General features: G+C 72.4%; 12 protein-coding genes and 2 pseudogenes. 6 read left to right on the top strand and 8 right to left on the bottom strand.

Features of this window, described 5'->3' with window-relative positions; translation table 11 throughout:
- The first annotated feature begins 149 nt into the window (after positions 1–149).
- The 3 genes and pseudogenes from RIM90_RS14185 to RIM90_RS14175 form a co-directional block, all read left to right on the top strand.
- Entirely contained in the window at positions 150–2,996 is a 2,847-nt protein-coding gene (locus RIM90_RS14185; RefSeq protein WP_309061041.1) for an ABC transporter substrate-binding protein, read from the top strand.
- A gap of 231 nt (positions 2,997–3,227) precedes the next feature.
- Positions 3,228–3,827, top strand: a complete 600-nt coding sequence (locus tag RIM90_RS14180) for an HD domain-containing protein (protein WP_309061040.1) — start codon at positions 3,228–3,230, stop codon at positions 3,825–3,827.
- A 162-nt stretch (positions 3,828–3,989) separates the two neighbouring features.
- Positions 3,990–4,205 (top strand): annotated as a pseudogene (locus RIM90_RS14175) (DNA helicase UvrD); the annotation flags it as partial.
- A 43-nt stretch (positions 4,206–4,248) separates the two neighbouring features.
- Here RIM90_RS14175 and betT read toward each other — a convergent pair.
- The 4 genes from betT to RIM90_RS14155 all read right to left on the bottom strand — a co-directional run bounded on the left by betT (position 4,249) and on the right by RIM90_RS14155 (position 10,361).
- Positions 4,249–6,375, bottom strand: a complete 2,127-nt coding sequence (gene betT, locus RIM90_RS14170; protein WP_309061039.1) for a choline BCCT transporter BetT — start codon at positions 6,373–6,375, stop codon at positions 4,249–4,251.
- A 232-nt stretch (positions 6,376–6,607) separates the two neighbouring features.
- Entirely contained in the window at positions 6,608–8,179 is a 1,572-nt protein-coding gene (locus RIM90_RS14165; RefSeq protein WP_309061038.1) for a GMC oxidoreductase, read from the bottom strand.
- A 70-nt stretch (positions 8,180–8,249) separates the two neighbouring features.
- On the bottom strand, positions 8,250–9,716 hold the full coding sequence (locus RIM90_RS14160; protein WP_309061037.1) for an aldehyde dehydrogenase family protein: 1,467 nt from the start codon (positions 9,714–9,716) through the stop codon (positions 8,250–8,252).
- Positions 9,717–9,920: 204 nt separating this feature from the next.
- On the bottom strand, positions 9,921–10,361 hold the full coding sequence (locus tag RIM90_RS14155) for a hypothetical protein (protein ID WP_309061036.1): 441 nt from the start codon (positions 10,359–10,361) through the stop codon (positions 9,921–9,923).
- Between the two features lie 109 nt (positions 10,362–10,470).
- On the opposite strand from RIM90_RS14155, the gene RIM90_RS14150 reads away from it, so the two are divergent.
- The 3 genes and pseudogenes from RIM90_RS14150 to RIM90_RS14140 all read left to right on the top strand — a co-directional run.
- Complete coding sequence (locus RIM90_RS14150) at positions 10,471–10,806, top strand: hypothetical protein (protein ID WP_309061035.1); 336 nt, start codon at positions 10,471–10,473, stop codon at positions 10,804–10,806.
- The gene (locus RIM90_RS14145; protein WP_309061034.1) at positions 10,803–11,024 is read left to right on the top strand and encodes a hypothetical protein; all 222 of its coding nucleotides are present in this window, start codon (positions 10,803–10,805) and stop codon (positions 11,022–11,024) included. Before RIM90_RS14150 ends, RIM90_RS14145 begins: the two co-directional genes overlap by 4 nt.
- A gap of 182 nt (positions 11,025–11,206) precedes the next feature.
- Positions 11,207–11,790 (top strand): annotated as a pseudogene (locus RIM90_RS14140) (hypothetical protein); the annotation flags it as partial.
- 230 nt (positions 11,791–12,020) lie between these two features.
- Here RIM90_RS14140 and RIM90_RS14135 read toward each other — a convergent pair.
- The 4 genes from RIM90_RS14135 to RIM90_RS14120 form a co-directional block, all read right to left on the bottom strand.
- A complete protein-coding gene (locus RIM90_RS14135) occupies positions 12,021–12,908 on the bottom strand; it encodes an NlpC/P60 family protein (protein ID WP_309061033.1) in 888 nt (295 codons plus the stop codon).
- A 152-nt stretch (positions 12,909–13,060) separates the two neighbouring features.
- The gene (locus RIM90_RS14130) at positions 13,061–16,966 is read right to left on the bottom strand and encodes a helix-turn-helix domain-containing protein (protein ID WP_309061032.1); all 3,906 of its coding nucleotides are present in this window, start codon (positions 16,964–16,966) and stop codon (positions 13,061–13,063) included.
- A gap of 178 nt (positions 16,967–17,144) precedes the next feature.
- Complete coding sequence (locus RIM90_RS14125) at positions 17,145–17,594, bottom strand: peptidase inhibitor family I36 protein (RefSeq protein WP_309061031.1); 450 nt, start codon at positions 17,592–17,594, stop codon at positions 17,145–17,147.
- Positions 17,595–17,720: 126 nt separating this feature from the next.
- Positions 17,721–18,638: a hypothetical protein gene (locus RIM90_RS14120; RefSeq protein ID WP_309061030.1), complete on the bottom strand. Its 918-nt coding sequence runs from the start codon at positions 18,636–18,638 to the stop codon at positions 17,721–17,723.
- Positions 18,639–19,155: the final 517 nt, after the last annotated feature.

Raw genomic sequence — 19,155 nt, 5'->3', positions numbered from 1 at the left:
CGGACCGTCGTTCCGCCGGGAGCGGTTGTCAGGGGCAAGCGTTATCCTCACAAAGCGCTTGCGACACATGTGTCTTACGACCACGGGGGGTGTCCATGCACGGCCGTGACCAGAGCTTCCCTCAGGACTGTTCGGGCGGTCACCCGGGCATGTCGACCGAGGCGGGGATCGACGTCCAGCGACAGCTGGAGTCCCTGATCCAGGACTTCCGGACCAGCGATCCCCCGATGCCGGTCATCGTGCTGCACGCCGAGGACCCCGCCGACGACGACCGCGTCACCGAACTCGTCGACGAGCTGCGCGAAGGCCAGCAGCGTCACGGTACGCGCCTGGCCGTCGCCCCGACCGAGCCGCAGCCGGGGGACCTCGACCCCACGGCCCGGGCCACGCGGCTCCTGCGCGATCTCGGCGACTCCAGGAAGTGGGGCGACCGGTCCGCCGCCTACCGGCCCTACGCCTTCCCCCGCCTCGGCCTCGTCCGCGCTCTCCAGGAGGCCACCGACGATCCGGAGATGCGCGAGCACTGGCCGACCGCCCCCGCCGGCACTCCGGACGGGAACGCCCAGCGGGAGCAGGCCCAGACACATCTGCTGCGCCTCCTGGCCCGGCAGCGCTGGCGTCCCCGCAGGCCCTCGCGCCGCCACCCGCAGATGCTGCTCACCGATGTGCAGCAGTTCCTCCCCATGGGCGTTCTGGGTGCCTTCACCGCACTGCTCACCCGCCCCGAGTGGTACATCGCCGCGCTGGCGGGCATCGGGCTGATGATCCTGCTCGCCGTACTGAACCACGTCCCCGGACGCGCGCCCCTCTTCCTGTGGCTGCGCAGGGAGAGCCGGTGGTTCCTGACCACGACGTTCCTCCAGTCCGCCGCCCGCCGCCAGTCCACCAGCGTGCGGCTGCTGCGGCCCGTCCGCTCCTGGAGAGCCATAGCGGCCCGCGCCTACGACGTGGCCGAGGCCATGCGGGAGGGCGGCCCGTTCCCCCTCCAGTTGTACGTACTGGCGCTCTTCGAGGACCTGCGGGACAACCACCGGCGCGGCAGCTGGGACCTGCGGGGGTTCAAGCGGACGCGTCCGCCGGTGCTGTTCCTGCACCGGATAGGCCGGGAGAACGGGGGCATCGAACTGATCAGGGCGGTCAGCGACGTCCGCAGCCGGCGCAGCGAACTCGACCCGCTGCTGATCGTGGCGGGTGTGGCGGCGGGCGACGCGGCGCTGCTCGACCGGAGTGCGGACGGGGATCCGCCGGACACCCGGCCACAGCCCCGGCCCTCGCGCCTCCAGCAGCGGTTACGGCACTGGTACGACGAATGGGCCGGGAACCTCCGAGCCGACCAGTCGCCGAGCAGAACGAACGCCCTGCCCTGGGTGCTCAGGGTCCCGCTGCCCCGTGAGGAGCTGGTGCAGCTGCGGCAGACGGACTGGCGGTGCGTCAGGGCCAGGCACCGGCCGCCCCTGGCCCGCGTGGTGTGGTCGGCGTACAGCCTGCTCCTCGTCCTGGTCCTCGCCGTCACCGCGGGCGTCGTCCACTCCCGCGAGCTGCACCGGACGTACTGCTCGGCGGGCCTGCTCACCGCCGACCGCGACACCGAACGGCGGCCCGCGCCCGGCGGCGGCACGGAGTGCGTCGGGATAGCCACCGGAGACGTCCGGTTCGGCGCGCACCTGCGGGGCGAGGCCGACGGGGAGAGCGAGAGGCTGCGCGAGCTGGAGAAGCTGGTGCGCACCGAGAACGCCGAGGTGCTGCGCGACCACCCCGGCACCTACGTCACGGTGGTGTACGCGGGCCCGCTGAGCTCCTCCCCGGTGGACCCCTCACTGGTCAAGGGTGCCGAGGAACTGGCCGGTGTGTACCTCGCCCAGCGCGTCGTCAACGAGAACTACACGGTGAAACTGCGCGTGCTGCTCGCCAACGGCGGCGCGGACATGGGGCACCAGCGCGTCACGGCCGACGCGATCGCCGAGTACGCCGACCGCGACCCGACCGTCGTCGGCGTCGTCGGCTTCGGCCGTGACCTGCAGAGCAGCCCCGACGTCACGCGCCGGCTCCACGCGGCGGGGCTGCCCGTCGTCTCCGGCACCAACTCGGCGACCTACCTGCCGAAGGAGTTCTCCAACTGGTTCAGCCTCGCGGCCCCCGACGAACACCAGGCGAAGGCGCTCGGTCTCGTCGCCCGGCAGCTGCGCACCCGGGGCAGGACCCAGCACGCGCTGGTGCTGACCCGCGACACCAAGGAGTCACAGGACCGTTACACCAGCGAACAGGCCCTCTACGGCGGGGAGATGCTGAAGCGGGAGGGCTTCCGGCTGCTGCCCGCACAGAGCTACCGGGTGGCGAACGGCAAGCCCGAACTGCGGCTGCACGCGGAGAGCATCTGCCGGGGGGAGAGCGTCCCCTCGGTGATCTACTTCGCCGGGCGGGTCGAGGACATCGGACCGCTGATGACCCAGCTGAGCACCGAACCGGGATGCGCGAACAGGCAGATCTCGATCCTCACGGGCGACGACCTGAGCAAGGCCAGGTTCTCCGGCACGGGCGGCCGCGACGGCGTGGCCCCGCGGATCACGCTCTACCACGCGGCCCTGGCGGAGCTGAGGGAGGCCGCGTCCGGCACCGCCTTCTACGAGGACGCCGTCAAGTACCTCCCCTGGCTGGAGGGCGGGAAGGCCACGTACGACGCCGCCGACTTCGCCAGCGGGCAGACGGCCCTCTCCCACGACGCCACGCGTGCGCTGTACTGGGCGGCCAGCCTCGGAGACGTACGCCAGAGCCGCGCGGCCACCTGGGTCAACCTCCGAAGCGTCAAGCTCGACGGGATGGCCACCGGAACGATCGATTTCACCGACGCGCCCCTGTACGGCGAACGGCACGGCCACAGCATCGTGCTCAAACGGGTCCGGAGAACCGCGGAGGGCGTCTCCGAGGCGGAGGTGCTGTGCAGCAGACCGGCCGGCAGCACCGAGCCGCTCGACGTGGAGGAGTGTGCGATCGGGTGAGCGGCGACCGGGGCGGGGCCGCCCGACCGGAAGATCGCCGGCCTGGCGGAGCACGTGGTGCGTGCGGCCTTCCACGACACCGGCGCCACGGCCGGCGCGCTGCCGCCGTTCCCCGGGCTCGGCGGCGGACAACGGCGCATCCTGCGCTTCTTCGGTCGGCTCGTCCCTCGGTCGGCACCCCGGCCCGGGAACCGGACCGGGACGCCGATCGGCGGTTGTTACGCTCCCGGGATGAGGATTCCGGGACCCGGTGAGATCCGTGCACTGCACGAGAAGTACGCGCCCACCGCCGAGGCGTTCGCACTCGTCCACACGCACTGCGAGATCGTCTGGAGCATCGCCGAACAGCTCATCTCGGCCTCGCGCCCCGACGTCGACGCCGAACTGGTCCGTGCCGGCTGCCTCCTCCACGACATCGGCGTCTACCGCCTCTACGGGGACGACGGGCGGCTGGACCACGGGAACTACATCCGGCACGGACTGCTCGGCCAGGAGATCCTCGAGGAGGAGGGCTTCCCCGAGGCCCTGTGCCGGTTCTGCTCCCACCACACCGGAGTGGGGGTCACCACGGACGACGTCCTGCGCCAGGGTCTCCCGCTGCCCCCCGCCGATTACCTGGCGGAGACGGCGGAGGAGAGGCTGGTGATGTACGCGGACAAGTTCCACAGCAAGTCCCGGCCGTCGGCGTTCCTCTCCCCCGACGCGTACGCCGCCCAGGTCCGCCGCTTCGGCGAGGACAAGGTGACCGCTTTCCAGGCCCTGCGCGCGGAGTTCGGCGATCCCGACCTCACCCGGCCGGTGCCGGACGGCGGCGTGTCCGCTCGGGCGTGAGACGACGGTGGCGGTCGGGCGGCAGTCCGCGCGTGTGCGGCTCACCCGGTCGCCGACTGCTGAGGGCGGCGGAGGCACGCGGCCTGTCCATGGTCCTCCGTCCGGCACGGCGGGATCCGTCCGGGCCGCGTGGTCCAAGGCGCCGGTGGGAACCCGAGCCGGGCGCAGTGGCGGCTGCCGCGCGCGGCCGTCCCCGCCCGCCCGGACGACCTGTTCATCGCGGGCGGCCCGCACCAGCGCGCCTACGACGCGAACGTGTCCCTGAAGTCGCTCGGCACCAAGGTGACCGGGCGGTCGGTGAAGCTGTGCGAGAACCACCGCAGCACGCAGGGGACCCTGCGCCGGCCCACGGCCCCGCTGGTCGGGGCAGGCCTCGCCGCCGCCTGAGCCCCCGACAGCCCATCGCCTCGCCCACCAGGGCCTACTCCTCCGGCCGGTGTGCGTGCGGCGCGTCCGGGCGGTGGTCGGGAAGGTTCGAGCGGGTGGCCGCCTCGTGGCGCACCCGCAGGAACTCCAGGTGCCGCTCGTACTGGTCAAGGCTGTCGGCGATGAGCTGTTCCTTGGTGTAGCCCATCACGTCGTAGTCCTGGTTGCCCTCGGTGAGCCGGACCTCGAAACGTACGTAGGTGTCGTGCGTGCTGACCGACCGGGTGGCGAACGCGGGGGTCGGCAGCTCGACGGGCCAGACCTCGTAGAGGAACGCGTCGCCGGGGCCGATCGGTACCCGCAGGCCGACGTGGGGAAGGCCGTTCTCCTCGACGGTGCCTTCCAGGACCTCCGCCTCCGCTCCTTGCTGTCGCAGCTCCTCGGCGACCTCCTGGAAGGCGGGGCGGCACACCTGGTCGACGAACCTCTCGGCCGCCCGCCTGCCGGGGAACGCCATCGTCCGGGCCAGCCGGCGCCGCCAGTTGGGCGCCCCCGGCAGGCCGTGCTGCGCCATGCGTCCGGAGAGCGCCCCGGGCAGCGTGGTGGCCCTCGCCTCCACCCTCATCCGTTCGGTGCGCAGCGCCAGGTAGAGCCCGGCCATGATCAGGAACATGACGAAGGAGAAGGGCAGCCCCATGATGATGGTGGCGTTGGTGAGCGCCTGCACACCGCCCACGATGAGCATGGCGAGGGTGAGCAGCCCCGTCGCCACCGCCCAGAAGATGCGCAGCCACGAGGGCGCGTCGGTCATCGGGGTGGGCAGGTCCGCGCTGAGGTTGCCCATGACCAGGGCACCGGAGTCCGCGGAGGTGACGTACAGCAGCAGCCCGACGAACGTCGCGAGTCCGGCGCTGAACATGAACCCCGGGTACTCGGCCAGCAGGTTGTAGAAGCCCTGCTCGGGGACGTTCATGGCCGTTTCGCCGAACCCGGTGTTCCCGTCGCGCACCAGGAACAGGGCGCTGTTGCCGAAGATCGCCAGGAAGAGACCGGTGAAGAGGAACGGGATGACCAGCGTCGCCGCGATGAACTCGCGCAGGGTGCGGCCGCGGGAGATGCGGGCCAGGAACAGCCCGACGAAGGGTGCCCAGGCGATCCACCAGGCCCAGAAGAAGAGCGTCCACGCGTCCAGCCACTCGGTGGGCCGGTCGTAGGCGAAGGTGTTCAGGGTCATCGACGGGAAACGGCTGACGAAGTCCCCGATGTTCTGGACCACGGCGTTGAGCAACCGGAACGGTTCGCCGACGACCAGGATGTAGAGCATCAGCAGGGTCGCGAGGAGGATGTTGAGCTGCGACAGCCGACGGATGCCCTTGTCCACGCCGGACGCCGCGGACGCGGTGGCCATCGCCACCGCGACGACGATCAGGGCGATCTGCGCGGAAAGCCCTTCCGGCACGCCGAAGAGGACCTTCAGTCCGTAGTTCAGCTGCACCACGCCGATGCCGAGCGTCACGCCGATGCCGAACACGGTGCCGATGACGGCCGCCAGGTCGACGGTGTCACCGATCCGTCCGTGGATCCGGTGGCCGATGATCGGGTAGAGCGCGGAGCGGATCGCGAGCGGCAGCCGGTACCGGAAGGAGAAGTAGCCGAGTGCCATGCCCATCAGCGCGTACATGCCCCACCCGGTGAGGCCGTAGTGGAACAGGGTCCACACCACGGCCTGCCGGGCGGCCTCCAGCGTCTGCGGGTCGCCCTGCGGCGGCGCGAGGTAGTGGCTGACGGGCCCGGAGACCGAGAAGAACATCAGGTCGATGCCGATGCCCGCCGCGAACAGCATCGCGCCCCAGGTGAAGAGGCCGTAGTCGGGCTTGGAGTGCTTGGGTCCCAGCTTGACCGTGCCGTACTTGGACACGGCGATGAAGACGACGAACAGCAGGTACAGGCTCGCGGCGAGGAAGTAGTACCAGCCGAACCAGTGGGAGATCTTCCCGACCGCCACTCCGATGGCCTCCTCCGCACCGGTGGGGGTGATGATCGCCCAGGTCGAGATCGCGAGGACGAGGAGGGCCGCCCCGAAGAAGACCACGGGTTTGAACCGGACCGGGCCCGTCGGCGCGTCCTCGGGCTGCGTCCCCTCCGGGGCCGTTCCGGGGCCCTTCTCTCCAGCGGTCGGCACGCTCGTGTTCCTCCTTCGCTGAGGGTCAGTACGTGGGCGGCCGGCGGCAGTTGCCGCGGCCGGCGGAGTGCGGGAGGCCTCTTGTCATCGTGCGGACGCCCGGGGTGCGGGGGACGGGGCAGGGTCCTGGTGGCCCGGTGCCCCCGGCCGGGGCCGACCGGACGTGTCGCCCTTCGGGCGGTCGCTCACGGGCACGCGCGCGGCGGTCGGACCGCGGGAGGCCGCGGGCGGGTCACCGTGCCGCCGTCCGGCCGGTGGGCCCGGGGCCGCCGGTGATCAGGTCGGCGGCGCGTTCGGCGGCGAGCAGGACGGTCACCATGGGGTTGATCGTGGGCATCGTCGGGAACACCGACGCGTCGACGACGCGCACGCCGTCGACGCCGCGCAGTCTCAACTGCGGGTCGCAGACGGCCATCGGGTCGTCCGCCGCGCCCATGCGGCAGGTGCCCGCGGGGTGGTAGACGGTGTGGGCCGCGCGGCGCCCGTACTCGGACAGGTCGGCGTCGGAGGTGACGTCCGGGCCGGGCGCGACCTCGCGGACGAGCCAGCCGTTCAGGGGATCGGTCGCGGCGATCTCCCGGGCCAGCTTGAGCCCTTCGACGATGGTGCGCTCGTCGTGGCCGTCGGGGTCGGTGAAGTACCGGAAGTCCAGGGCGGGATGTTCGGCCGGGTCGGAACTGCGCAGCCACATGCGGCCGACGGAGCGGGCCCGCGGCACGTTCGGCGTCATGCACACCCCGTGCTCCGGGACGGGGTAGCCCAGGCGTTCGGTGTTGACGGTGAACGGCACCTGGTAGAAGTGGAACATCAGGTCCGGGCGCGGCTGCCCTTTGTCGAGGCGCAGGAACAGGCCGGCGTCGGAGTCCATTGCGGAGTTGGGCGGCAGCGGGCGGTCGGTCTCCCAGACCATCACGGACTCGGGGTGGTCCAGCAGGTTCTCCCCCACGCCGGGCAGGTCGACCTGTACGTCGATGCCCAGGCGGCGCAGGTCGTCGACCGGGCCGATGCCGGACAGCATCAGCAGGCGCGGGGTGTCGATGGCACCGGCGCACAGCAGGAGTTCGCGTTCGGCGCGCACGGTGGCGGGTTCTCCGTCGGCGCCGCGGACGGCGACGCGGGTCGGCCTCCCCGACGCGTCGGGGAGCAGCCGGTGCGCCCAGGTCTCCAGGAGGAGGGTGAGGTTGGGGCGGTCCAGGACGGGGTGGAGGTAGGCGACGGACGCGGAGGAACGCAGGTTGCCCTCCGGCTCGTAGGCCAGGGAGAAGAAGCCGGTGCCGTCGGCGAAGGGTTCGGCGTTGAAGTCGTCGACGACGGGGACGCCGGTGGCACGGGAGGCGGCGGTGACGAAGTCCCTGGCTATGGGATTGCGGTCGGCCTCGGCCACTGGGACGATCTTGGTGAGCAGCCGGTCGCGGTAGGGGAGGATCGTCGCCGGGTCCCAGCCGGTGCAGCCGGCGGCCACCCAGTCGTCGAGGTCCTGCGGCAGCGGCAGGAAGCTGATCAGCGTGTTGTGGGAGGAGCAGCCGCCGAGCACGCGGGCCCGCGAGTGCAGGATGTGGGAGTTGCCGCGCGGCTGCTCGACGGTGGTGTAGCCGTAGTCGAACTCCGAGCCGAGCAGGTTGATCCAGTTGCGCAGGCGCAGGATGCGCTCGTCGCCGACGTCGCTGGGGCCGCCCTCGACGACGCAGACGCGGCAGTCGGGGTCCTCGCTCAGGCGGGCGGCGAGGACGCAGCCGGCGGTGCCGCCGCCGACGATGACGTAGTCGTAGGAGGACTCGGCGCCGTGCGGGGTGGTGGAGGCCATGGGGTGTCTTTCTTCCGTGCCGTCGGATGCGACGGTGGGCGGTGGGTGGCGGTGGGTGCGCCGCGCCCGGTCAGCCCTTGAACCAGCCGGAGGGTGCCGGAGCGAGGTTCTGGTAGATGTGCTTGGCCTCCTGGTACTCGCGCAGGCCCGTGGGGCCCAGCTCGCGCCCGACGCCGGAGCGGCCGAAGCCGCCCCACTCGGCCTGGGGCACGTAGGGGTGGAAGTCGTTGATCCACACGGTGCCGTGCCGCAGCCGCTGGGCGACGCGCTGGGCCCGGCTCGCGTCGGAGGTCCACACCCCGCCGGCCAGGCCGTAGCGGGTGCCGTTGGCCAGTTCCACCGCCTCGTCCTCGGTGCGGAACCGCTCGACGGTGACCACCGGTCCAAAGACCTCCTCCTGCACGATGCGCATGGACCGGTCGCAGTCGGCGAAGATCGTCGGCAGCAGGAAGTAGCCGCGGCTCAGCTCCGGGTCGTCCGGGCGGGTGCCGCCGGTAACGAGCCGGGCGCCCTCCTCCCGTGCGACGGCGATGTGGCGTTCGACCTTGTCCCGGTGCTCGGCGGAGCTGAGCGGGCCGCTCTCCGTGCCCTCGTCCATGCCGTTGCCCAGACGGATCGCCCGGGCGCGTTCGGCGAGGGCGTCGACGAACCGGTCGTGCAGGGAGTCCTGGACCAGCAGGCGCGAGCCGGCGGAGCAGACCTGTCCGGCGTGCAGGAAGGCGGCGTCCAGCGCGTAGTCGACGGCGGCGGCGAAGTCGGCGTCCTCGAAGACGATGTTGGGGTTCTTGCCGCCCAGTTCCAGGGCGATGTTCTTCGGCCCCTCGGCGGCGGCGGCCATGATGGTGCGTCCGGTGGTCAGGCCTCCGGTGAAGGAGACCAGGTCGACCTCGGGGTGGGACGTCAGGGCCGCGCCGACCGTCGCTCCGGAGCCCAGCACCAGGTTGGCGACGCCGGGCGGGGCGCCGGCCTCCTCGATCAGCCGGATCATGGCGATCGTGGTGAGCGGTGTGGTCTCGCTGGGTTTGAGGACGAAGGTGTTGCCGGCGGCCAGCGCCGGCGCCACCTTCCACGACGCCTGCAGCAGCGGGTAGTTCCAGGGGGCGATGAGCGCGCACACCCCGATCGGCTGGTAGACGACGCGGCTGAGGACGTCCGGGCCGACGTCCACGACACGGCCGCCGTCCTTGCCCGCGAGTTCCGCGAAGTAGCGGAAGGCGTTCGCCACGTCCTCCACGTCGATGCGGGCCTCGGTCAGCGTCTTGCCGGTGTCGAGGGTCTCGGTGCGGGCGATCTCGTCCCTGTCGCGCAGCAGCAGGTCGTGGACGCGCAGCAGGAGATCGGCGCGTCGACGGGTGGGGGCGTTCGCCCAGTCCTCCTCGTCGAAGGCGCGCCGGGCGGCGCGCACCGCGCGGTCCACGTCGGTGGCGTCCGCCTCGTCGACGGTGGTGACGACGGACGCGTCGTACGGGTTGACCACCTCGCGCCGTCCGCCGGCCGCCGCCCCGGTCCACTCGCCGTCGATGTACAGCTCGCCCATCGCGGGGCCTCCTTCGCGTCCGACCGGTACCGGTCGGCAACACGGCCCATCGTGCGGTCGACGGCCACGGGACGCACTGCCACCGTCGCGACCGGGTGATCCGGGTGCCCCGGGCGGGCTAACGGCCGAACGGGACCGACCGTCACGGCCGGAGACGAACGGTGCCTCGACGGCGCGGAAGGGAGGCTCCCGAGCGGCCGCGGTTCACGCGTAGGGGTCGGGGATCACCTCGGTCGCCGACTCGAGGACCTTCTCCACCCGCAGGATCGCGCTGCGGACGACTCCCGACTCCGCGACCAGCACGTCGGGGAGGTGGGACTCGTGGAAGCGGAGGTACCCGACGGTGCCCACGGTCGTCGTCCGCGCGCCGAGCCACAGCACCATCCTGCGCAGGTCGTCGAACTCGTCGGGATGCGCCTCCTGCCGCACGGTCAGCGCCCACTCCGGACCGTCGGAGCACAGTTCCCCGACCAGTGCGCCCCCGATCCGCAGCGCCGGCCCCCGGTCCTTCCAGAGGGGGTACTCGTAACCGTCGTCCTGTCGGCCGCCCTCCTCCCCCAGGTGCCAGCGGAGCAGGGCGAGGTCCTGCGGCGGGAGCGAGCCCGGAAGGTCGAGCGTGAGCTGGAGTTCGTAGACGTCGGCCATGGTCAGAAGGCTACGAGTCCCGTGCCGGTGTTCTTCGCGGCGGCTCGGGGAGGGCACCGAACACGGCGAAGACCCCGACCCGTCACGTCCGTTGATCTACTGTGACGGCATGACGACGAAGTCTCTTCCCCACCTCACTCCGACCGGCACCTGCTGGTGCGGCTGCGCCAAGAAGGTCGGAACCGGATCGTTCTTCGCCCCCGGTCACGACAAGGTGGCGGAGGCGGCACTGCTCGCGGTCGAATACGGTTCTTCCGTGGCCCAGTTGCTGCACGGACACGGGTACGGCCCCGGGCACTCGGTGAGCGCCCGCGCCGTGTCCGAGGGTGTGTGGCGGAAGTGCTCTGCGTGCGACTACGTCGGCGCACCGGCGAGCATCGCCCACCACACGAAGAAGGTGCACTCGACCACTGCCGCCGAACGGGCCCGAGGAGCAGCAGAATGACCGAATCGGCCTCCAACCAGCGCGCCGACCTCGAGAAGGCCGTGCGTACGTACGGCGGCTGCTGGGACACCGAGCGCGGCCTGCGCGTGCTGCGCGACGCCGGGCACGATCCGCAGGAGAAGCACACCCGCCGGATCCTGCGCGACCTCGCGAGCGAGGGGCTGCTGGTGAAGGTGGAGGACCGGCCGGTGCGGTACCGCGCCGCGCAGGCGGACTGAGGACGGCCGACGAGACGCACGACGCGGAGCCGACGGCCCCGACTTCCACGGCCGCAACTGGAGCGCCTTCCGGGACGCGATCACCGGCCTCGTCGGCCTGCCGCACGAACCGGCCTTCACCGGATGGGCCGCCTTCCCGGCGGCGCTTCCGGCGGAGGCACGCACGCTGCGCGGACTCCTCAGCCCGTGTGGCGGTCGGCGGCAGTGCGGTGCTCACCGTTGCCGCGCCGCTCGTCCTCATGGCCGTAGCGGTGGGGGTGAGCGCGCATGCCGACAGCAAACGTCAGCAGGCCATCGAGCACATACAGAACTGCTGGAGCAACTGCGCAAGCAGAAACTCGTGGACGAGCAGAGCGGACTCGACGGCTGCCGCGACGCCATCGACAAAGCCACCGCCATCCTGTTCGACCAGGGCAGGCCCGGAGTCTTGCTGGGTCTGGATTCGGCAGTGCACGCCATCAACTCGGCGCTGGGTGCCGCCGACCGCCGCCTTGCCCAGTGGCAGAGCGCCCTCGACAAGCTGCCCGAGGGCAAGGCCGTCGATCTCGGCACGCTGACCAAGTCGTTCCCCGGCATCGACGACCATGGCGGCATCTTCCGCGCCCACCTCGAACTCGCCGCCCCGGCCATTGCGTTGAAGCGGCGGGTCGTCGTCCTGCAGGCCGTCGAGCACGCCCGGACCGACCCCGGCAACCTGTTCGAGAACTTCACCTGCGCGCTCAAGCGCGACCAGCAGCGCCTCGACGAACTCGAGCCGGGCATCGCCCCTGCTGGCGCTGCCGGTGCGGGCGTTGGCGCAGCGCATCGTGACACACGGCACTGGGGCGCGGTCCAGCTTGTCCGGCTGGAGCGTCTTGCGGAACCGCCCCCAGGCCTCCTCCCGGGTGGATCCATCAGTGGAGAGGGTGCCGTGGACATCTGCAGGAGGGGCGCCCCCGCCGACGGTGCTCCTGTACGGACACCGTCCGTTTCGGACCGGCTCCCGGCGCCGGCGCGTCACGGCGTCGGCGGCACCGTCGTCCCGCAGTCGGGCACACCGTCGAGCCACGCCGGGCCCTTGATGTAGATGTTGGTCACCCACGCCTTGTAGTCCGGCAGGTACGACCACACGTCGTTGGTGTAGCCGTCGGAGGTGACCCGCTCGGCGTGCTTCTGGCACTGGACGCGGATGGTGGTGGAGTACGGGAAGGCGTAGACGCGGGCGGCGCCGAGAGAGGGTTGCGCCTTGGTCCACACGTCGGTGCCCCACGTCTGGTGGATGTGACCGGTGACGGGCCCGGTGTTGACGCGGACGGCGCCGAAGTAGCCGTTGAGGCGGACGTCGCTGACCATGAGCCTGGTGCCGGACTCCTTGGCCTCGACCATCTTGCCCGCGCCCAGGTAGATGGCGATGTGGTGCAGGTCCCACGAGGTTCCCCAGGCGAGCAGGTCGCCCGGGACCAGCGGGGCCAGGCCCTGGGCTGCGGTGAAGCGGGCGGCGGCGCGGTGCGTGTAGTACTGCTGGCTGGCGATGCCGTTGAGGATGTCGGAGCCCGCCGCCTCGGCGTACGCGTGGCGGACCAGACCCGAGCAGTCGAAGCCGAGGCGTTCGGGGTCGTGTTCGCTGTCCGGGTCGGTCGGGTCGACCTGGCCGTACGTGGGACCCGGCTGGGCGCCGTGCCCGCCGCCCCACGTGTACCAGGTGCCGGCCGCGACCTCGGCGCAGGCGGCGGCGATCGCGCGTTCGGCCGCCGCGGAGGCTCCGGGAGCGAGGACGCCGCACGTGTCGGCGGAGGCGCGCTGTACGGGCGTCGCGGTGTTCGCGGCTGCGGCGGTCACCGGCGCCCAGAAGAGGAAGGCGAGTAACGCGATCAGTGTGCGGATGAGACTGGTCCGGCGGACCATGCCAGGACCCCCGTTTCCTGTAGGCGGTGAAGGAAGTGGTCGTACAGGAGCCTGCTGGCCGCGCCTCGCGCTTGTCGAGATCCGGGTGTCGCCTCCCTCCGACGGGCAACGGGAAACATCTGGGAAACCCCCTTCGAGCAGGTGATCGGCCGTCACCCCCGGCCGTCGCAGGGCGCCCCGTCGGAGAGGGGGACGCCGGGCAGGAGCTTCGCGCGCGCGTCCGCGTCGACGCTCGCGCGCAGCCGGCAGATCCGCGCCAGCCGGGCCCCGGGATCGAGGTCCCACAGCCGTACGGTGCCGTCCGTGCCGGCGCTGGCCACCGTACGCCCGCCGGGGGCGAAGGTCACGCTCCACACCGCGTCGGTGTGACCCGTCAGCGTCGCCCACGGACGCCGTCCGGCGACGTCCCACAGGCGCACCGTACGGTCGTTGCCGCTGCTGGCGAGCGTGCGGCCGTCAGGGGCGAAGGCGATGCCCCGGGTGGAGCCGGTGTGGCCGGTCAGGACGGTCTCGGCCCGGCGTTCGCGGACGTTCCACAGCCGTACGGTGCCGTCGTTGCCGCTGCTGGCCAGGGTGCGCCCGTCAGGGGCGAAGGTCACGCCGCGCACCGCGCCGGTGTGACCTTCCAACGTGCCGAGCGGGCGGTGCGAGGAGACGTCCCAGAGCCGTACGGTCAGGTCGTCGGCGGCGCTGGCCAGGACCCGGCCGTCGGGGCTGAAGGCGACGCCGTTGACGAAGTCCCGGTGGCCGCTGAGCCTCGCCAGCGGCGCGCGCTTCGCCACGTCCCACAGGCGCACCGTGCGGTCGGCGCCGGCCGAGGCGAGACTGCGGCCGTCGGGGGCGAAGGCGAGGGAGAAGACCTGCCCGGTGTGGCCGGTCAGGGCCGCCAGCGGTTCCCGTGCGGCGACGTCCCACAGCCGGACCGTGCCGTCGGAGCCCGCCGACGCAAGGATCCGTCCGTCGGGGGCGAAGGACACCGAGAGGACCGCCTCGGTGTGTCCCCGGAGCGTCGCCAGGAGCCGGCGCCGGCCCACCTCCCACAGGCGTACCGTGTGGTCGGCGTCGGCGGTGGCCAACAGCCGCCCGTCGGGGCTGTACCGGGCCTGCCAGACCTCCGTGAACGGACGGGTCGTCAGCACCGGTCCGCCGAGGTTCCACAGGACCACGGACCGGTCGAAGCCGGCCGTGGCGAGCAGGGTGCCGTCGGAGGTCACGGCCGCCCCCATCACGTAGTCGGTGTGGCCGGCGAGCACGGCGGTCTGCCGGCGGCTGCGGACGTCCCACAGCGTGGTCGTGCCGTCGCCGACCGCGCCGACGACCGTGGCGCCCTCGTGCGTGTACGCGACGGCGTTGACGTCGTCGCTGTTGCCGGTCAGCGTCGCGTCGAGCCGGCCGCCGCGCACGTCCCACAGCCGTACGGTCCGGTCGACGCCGCCGGAGGCCACTTCCCGGCCGTCCGGGGAGAACACCGCGCCCAGCACCTCGTCGGTGTGTCCCCTCAGTACGGTGAGGGGCCGGGCCCGGTCGGTGGCCCAGAGGCGTACGGTCCGGTCGGCTCCGGCGGAGACCAGGGTCCGGCCGTCGCGGGAGTGGTCCAGAGCGTTGGCCGCCCCCTTGTGTCCGTTGAGGGAGGCGGTGAGGCGGGGTGTGCGCGCGGTGTCCCACACCTGGATCGGCCCCCGCACGGTCGCGACGGCGAGCCGGTGCCCGCGGGGGGTGAAAGACAGCGCCCGGGCGCCCTTCGTGCTGTCGGCGAGCACCGCCTTTCTGCGGCGCTCGGTGATGTCCCAGAGGCTCACGGGCCCGCGCGTCGACGTCGCCGCGAGGGTACGGCCGTCGGGGCTGAAGGCGATCGAGCGGACGGGCCCGGACACGGCGAACACTGCGATCGTGCGGCGGTCCGACACCCGTCGCAGGGTCACCGTCCCGTCGGAACTGGCGCTCGCCAGCGTCCGGTCGTCCGGCGCGAAGACCACCGTGTTGACCGGCCCCCGGTGACCGCTCAGCCGGCCGGAGAAGAGCTGGGACTGCGTGCTCAGCAGCGCGCCGCGCGCCTCGGTGGTGGCGTGGGCGCGATAGGCCTCCCCGGCCAGCAGCATCGACGCCTCCGGCTGGCCCTCGGCGAGCGACGCGGACCGCACGGCGAGCGCCTGGGAACGTGCGACGCGTTCCTGGTCGAGGGCGTTCTCGCGCTGCTGGTGGGCGAGGCCTCCGGCGGCCAGGGCGAGCCCGAGCAGGACGACGAGCGTGGCGAGCATCGACTGCCGGAGCCGGACCTGCCGTCTGACCTGTCTCTCATGGTCCTCCTGCTCGGCCAGGCTCGCCCGGAGGAACGCTTCCTCGCCGGGGCCGAGCCTGCTCCAGCCGTCCAGTTCGTCGGCCCAGGAGCGCACGGTGCTCAGCCGGGTGCCGCGGTACAGCGCGGACGGGTCGCGGCCTTCGCACTCCCATTCGGCGGCGGCGTGCGCGAGTTGCTGGTGGAGGAGCAGTCCGGTGCGGTCGGCGTGGATCCAGTCCCGCAGCCGCGGCCAGGCGTGCAGCAGGGCCTCGTGGGTGATCTCGACGGTGTCGCTGTCCATGGTGATCAGCCGGGCCCGTACGAAGGCGTCGAGCGCGGCGGCCGCACCGTCCGCGTCGGCGAACTGCTCCATGAGGGCGGCCCCGCTCGTCCGGCGGCGGATCGTCCCGCCGCCGTCCGCGACGTACACCAGACGGGACAGGACGCGGCGGATCGTCTTCTGCTCGGCCGGGTACAGCCGGGCGAAGACGGTCTCGGCGGTCCGCGCGATCGCGCCACGGATCCCGCCGGCCCGCTCGTACCCGGCGACGGTCAGCGCGGACCCCTCGCGCCGCTGCCAGGTGGCCAGCAGGGCGTGGGAGACGAGGGGGAGCACGCCGGAGGGGGCCACGTCGGCTCCGGAACCGGCGTCCGCCCCGCTGCCCGGCGGTGGGCCGCCCTGCTCGTCGCGCAGTCCCGCGTCGCGCAGGAGCAGGGGCACCAGGCCCGGCTGGAGGGTCAGCCCGGCGAGCTGCGCCGGCCGGGTGATGGACTCCCGCAGCTCCCCCACGGTCATGGGCGGCAGCACGAAGAGTCCGTCGGTGAGGACCGGGGTCAGTTCGGGAAGGTCCAGGCAGTGGCCGGTGAAGTCGGCCCGGACGCCGAGCACCACGACGGCAGAGCCGTGTGCGCTCTCCTCCGGCCGGGGGGCCGCCAGCCCGCAGAGCACCCGGACGAAGGAGCGCCGCTCCTCCTCGTCCCCGCAGAGGGTGAAGAGCTCCTCGAACTGGTCGACGATCAGCACCGGCCGGCAGGGCGGGGGCCGGCGTTCCCCGGGCGGTGCCGGCGGGTCGTCCACCATCGCGCGTACGGCGTCCAGCACCGCGTCGGGATTCCCGCGCACCTCCTCGACGGTGACGGCGAGGTCCCCGCCCACCGCTTTCGCGGTGCGCTCCAGGAGTTCGTCCAGGGGCCGTGAGGTGGGGGTGAACGTCACCACCGGCCACCGGTCGGCGCCCGGCATGGGGAGGTCGCCGCGCCGCAGGGCGGGCACCAGTCCGGCGTTGAGCAGGGACGACTTGCCCGCGCCCGACGGGGCGACGAGGATCAGCGGGCCGCTTCCCACCCGTTCGAAGACCCGTTCCACCAGTGCGGCCGTGGCGCGCTCGCGGCCGAAGAACCAGTCCGCGTCCTGCGGGGTGAACGCCGACAGGCCGCGGTACGGACACGCCCCGTCGGACTGCCGCTCGGGAACGGCGGCCTCGGCGCCGCTCCCGCTGTCGGCGGGCGGCCCCTCCTGTACGAGCCTCAGCAACTCCCCCTCGGCGCCCAGTACTCGGTCACAGATACGGGCGATGTCGGCGGTCGCCCGTTTCATGCCGGTCTCGATCTTGCTGAGGTACCCCTTGCTGTAGTGCGTCTGCCGCGCCAGGTCGGCCAGCGACAGGCCGCGTGCCTGTCTGAGTCGTCTTAATTCCGCGGGGAAGGAGGGCGTGGTCAGCGCGTCCCGATTCCGCTCGTTCCCGTTGTCGACTTCATGCCCGTGCTGCGGATCTCCCACGGGGTCCCCCATGCGGTGCGGCCGTGAGACGGTGGAAGTCCAGGCTACTGCCGGGGTGGTAAGGGCACCCAAACCTTTCACCCGGTGTGGCGAAACACGAACGTCCGGAACCATGGGGCGGTTCCGGACGTTCGCTTCCCGTCGCGCGCACGGACAGGTCCGTTCGGTTCGGGTCAAGTCAGGTCAGGAAGGCCCCGCAGGCACTGCGGGCCACCCACCGGTGCGAGGAGATGGTGTCGTTCGCGTTGACCCCGTTGGTGAACCGGTTGTCGGTCAGGTTGTCTGCGTAGAGCTCGCCCGGCGCGAGGCAGGCGTGGCCGCCTCCGAAGCCGGAGTTCTCGTAGAACGCGACGTGGTCGAGGCCTCCGGTGAAGCCGCGGTTCATGACGGACGTCGCCCTGTCCTGCGAGCCGACCCACCAGTCGCTGTTGCCCGCGGTGCTGATCAGCTGGGCGCCCGAGCAGTCCAGGTTCTCCCAGGCGTACATGTAGCCGTTGCGCGGCCCCCACTTGCTGTCGCAGCCCGGTCCGGCGACGGTGTTCCCGGCCGCCTGCGAGGTGGTGGCGGGTACGACGACGCCCAGGGCGGTGAGCCCGAGGAGGGCGGCCGTGACGGTGAACTTGCGCATGCTGTTTCCCCTCGTTTTCCTCTGGTGGTGTGGTGCGTTGGCGGTGGTGCGTCGGTGCCGGCGCACCGGGCCGGTGGCCCGGCGTGCCCTCACCGGGGGCGGGGCCCGCCCAGGAGCGGGAGGTGGTCAGCCTCGCTCCGGAACGATGCGCACCGCCCGGTCGTGGGCCCGCTGACCGAGGTGACGGTAGGTGTCGATGTCCTTGCCGAACCGGTCGCGCAGGCGGTCCAGGTAGTACGTCTCCCGCGCCGTGGCCACGGCGCGCAGGGAGGTCTCGCGGGCGCAGGTCGCGTCGGCGACGGCGGTCCTCCGCTCAGCGGCGAACGCCTCGTCGGCGCGGGCCTCGCCCAGTCGGCTGGTGCGGACGCGGACGGCTTCGCGGGCCCCCTGGGGGTCCTCGTGGGGCAGGCCCGCCCTCGTCATGCAGCGGGACCAGGCCCGTACCGCCGCGGTCAGGTGACGGTCTTTCATCAACTCCTCCCCGTAGAGGGCGTTCAGGCCGGTGGCGATCTTGCCGGTGCGGTACCACTCGGCCGGGTCGCCGTAGAGGGCGCGCTCGGCCTCCTCCGTGCAGCCGCCGACGCGTTTGCGCATCTCCCCGCCGCCCGGCAGCCGTGCCGTGAGCATGCGGGCGTCGGCGCCGCCATCGAGCGCGGCGTCGAAGGCGGCGCGCCGGGCCGGGGAGAGGCTCTGGCGGTAGGTTCCGTTGGGGTTGCGTTCGTGGACGCGCAGGCTCTTCGCCTCGATCCGGCCGCCGTACCCGTACGTACGGGCCCACGCCACGTCGTCCTGCACGTAGCGCACCGGGCGGCTCTCCCGGAGCGTCAGGCCGCGGTCCTCCCGGTAGGTGAAGCCCTGGCGGTCCATGCACTGCTTGGTCAGGCGTTGCTGCGCGTCGGCGACGCGCAGTTCCTGCTGCCAGGTCAGTGCCGGGGGACGCGGATCCTGTCGTGCCCGGCCGTCGCTGCCGCCGTCGCTTCCGTCGGCGCATCCCGTCGTGACGGCCGCCACGACCGCGCACAAGGACACGAGTACACGTCTCATGGGCCCGGCCCCCCTTCGCTGCCGCTTGCTGACGGATCCAGAGTTGCCCCGCTGCCGGCAGAGGTCGACGGGTTTCCTGTTGCCCGCCGGGACGGTCGACTGGGAAACAAGGCGTGAGCAGGGGGAACGCGGGGAGGGAGGCAACACGGTGGGACGGCCGGAAGCGGTGCGGGTGAGGAGCGGTTCCCTCATCGCGTCACGATGCCGCCCGCGCGGACGCACCCGTACGGAATCGGCCTCGGCGGCGCTGCCCGCGCTGCCCGAGTCGAACGGCGTGGACGCCGCCCGGCTGCGCGGTTACCCGAACGACGCCGTGAACGCCGCCGACCCCTTCCCCGGAGCCACCGACACCGGCTGCTCTGGTCCGAGGATCCGACGGCCGTGCCGCACCCCGACCCGTGGGGCATCTGAGGGCGTCCTGCGGATCGCACGGGCACCGGGCGGCGCGGCACCGCCGTCCCGGACGGCACCGGTCGCCCGACCGGCGGTTCCACCATCGGCACGACGCGGTCCGCCT

Source organism: Streptomyces sp., assembly GCF_031181555.1.
Classification (GTDB): domain Bacteria; phylum Actinomycetota; class Actinomycetes; order Streptomycetales; family Streptomycetaceae; genus Streptomyces; species Streptomyces fimbriatus.
The sequence above is the reverse complement of the archived record's forward strand: the minus strand, read 5'-3'. Positions and strand labels throughout refer to the sequence as shown.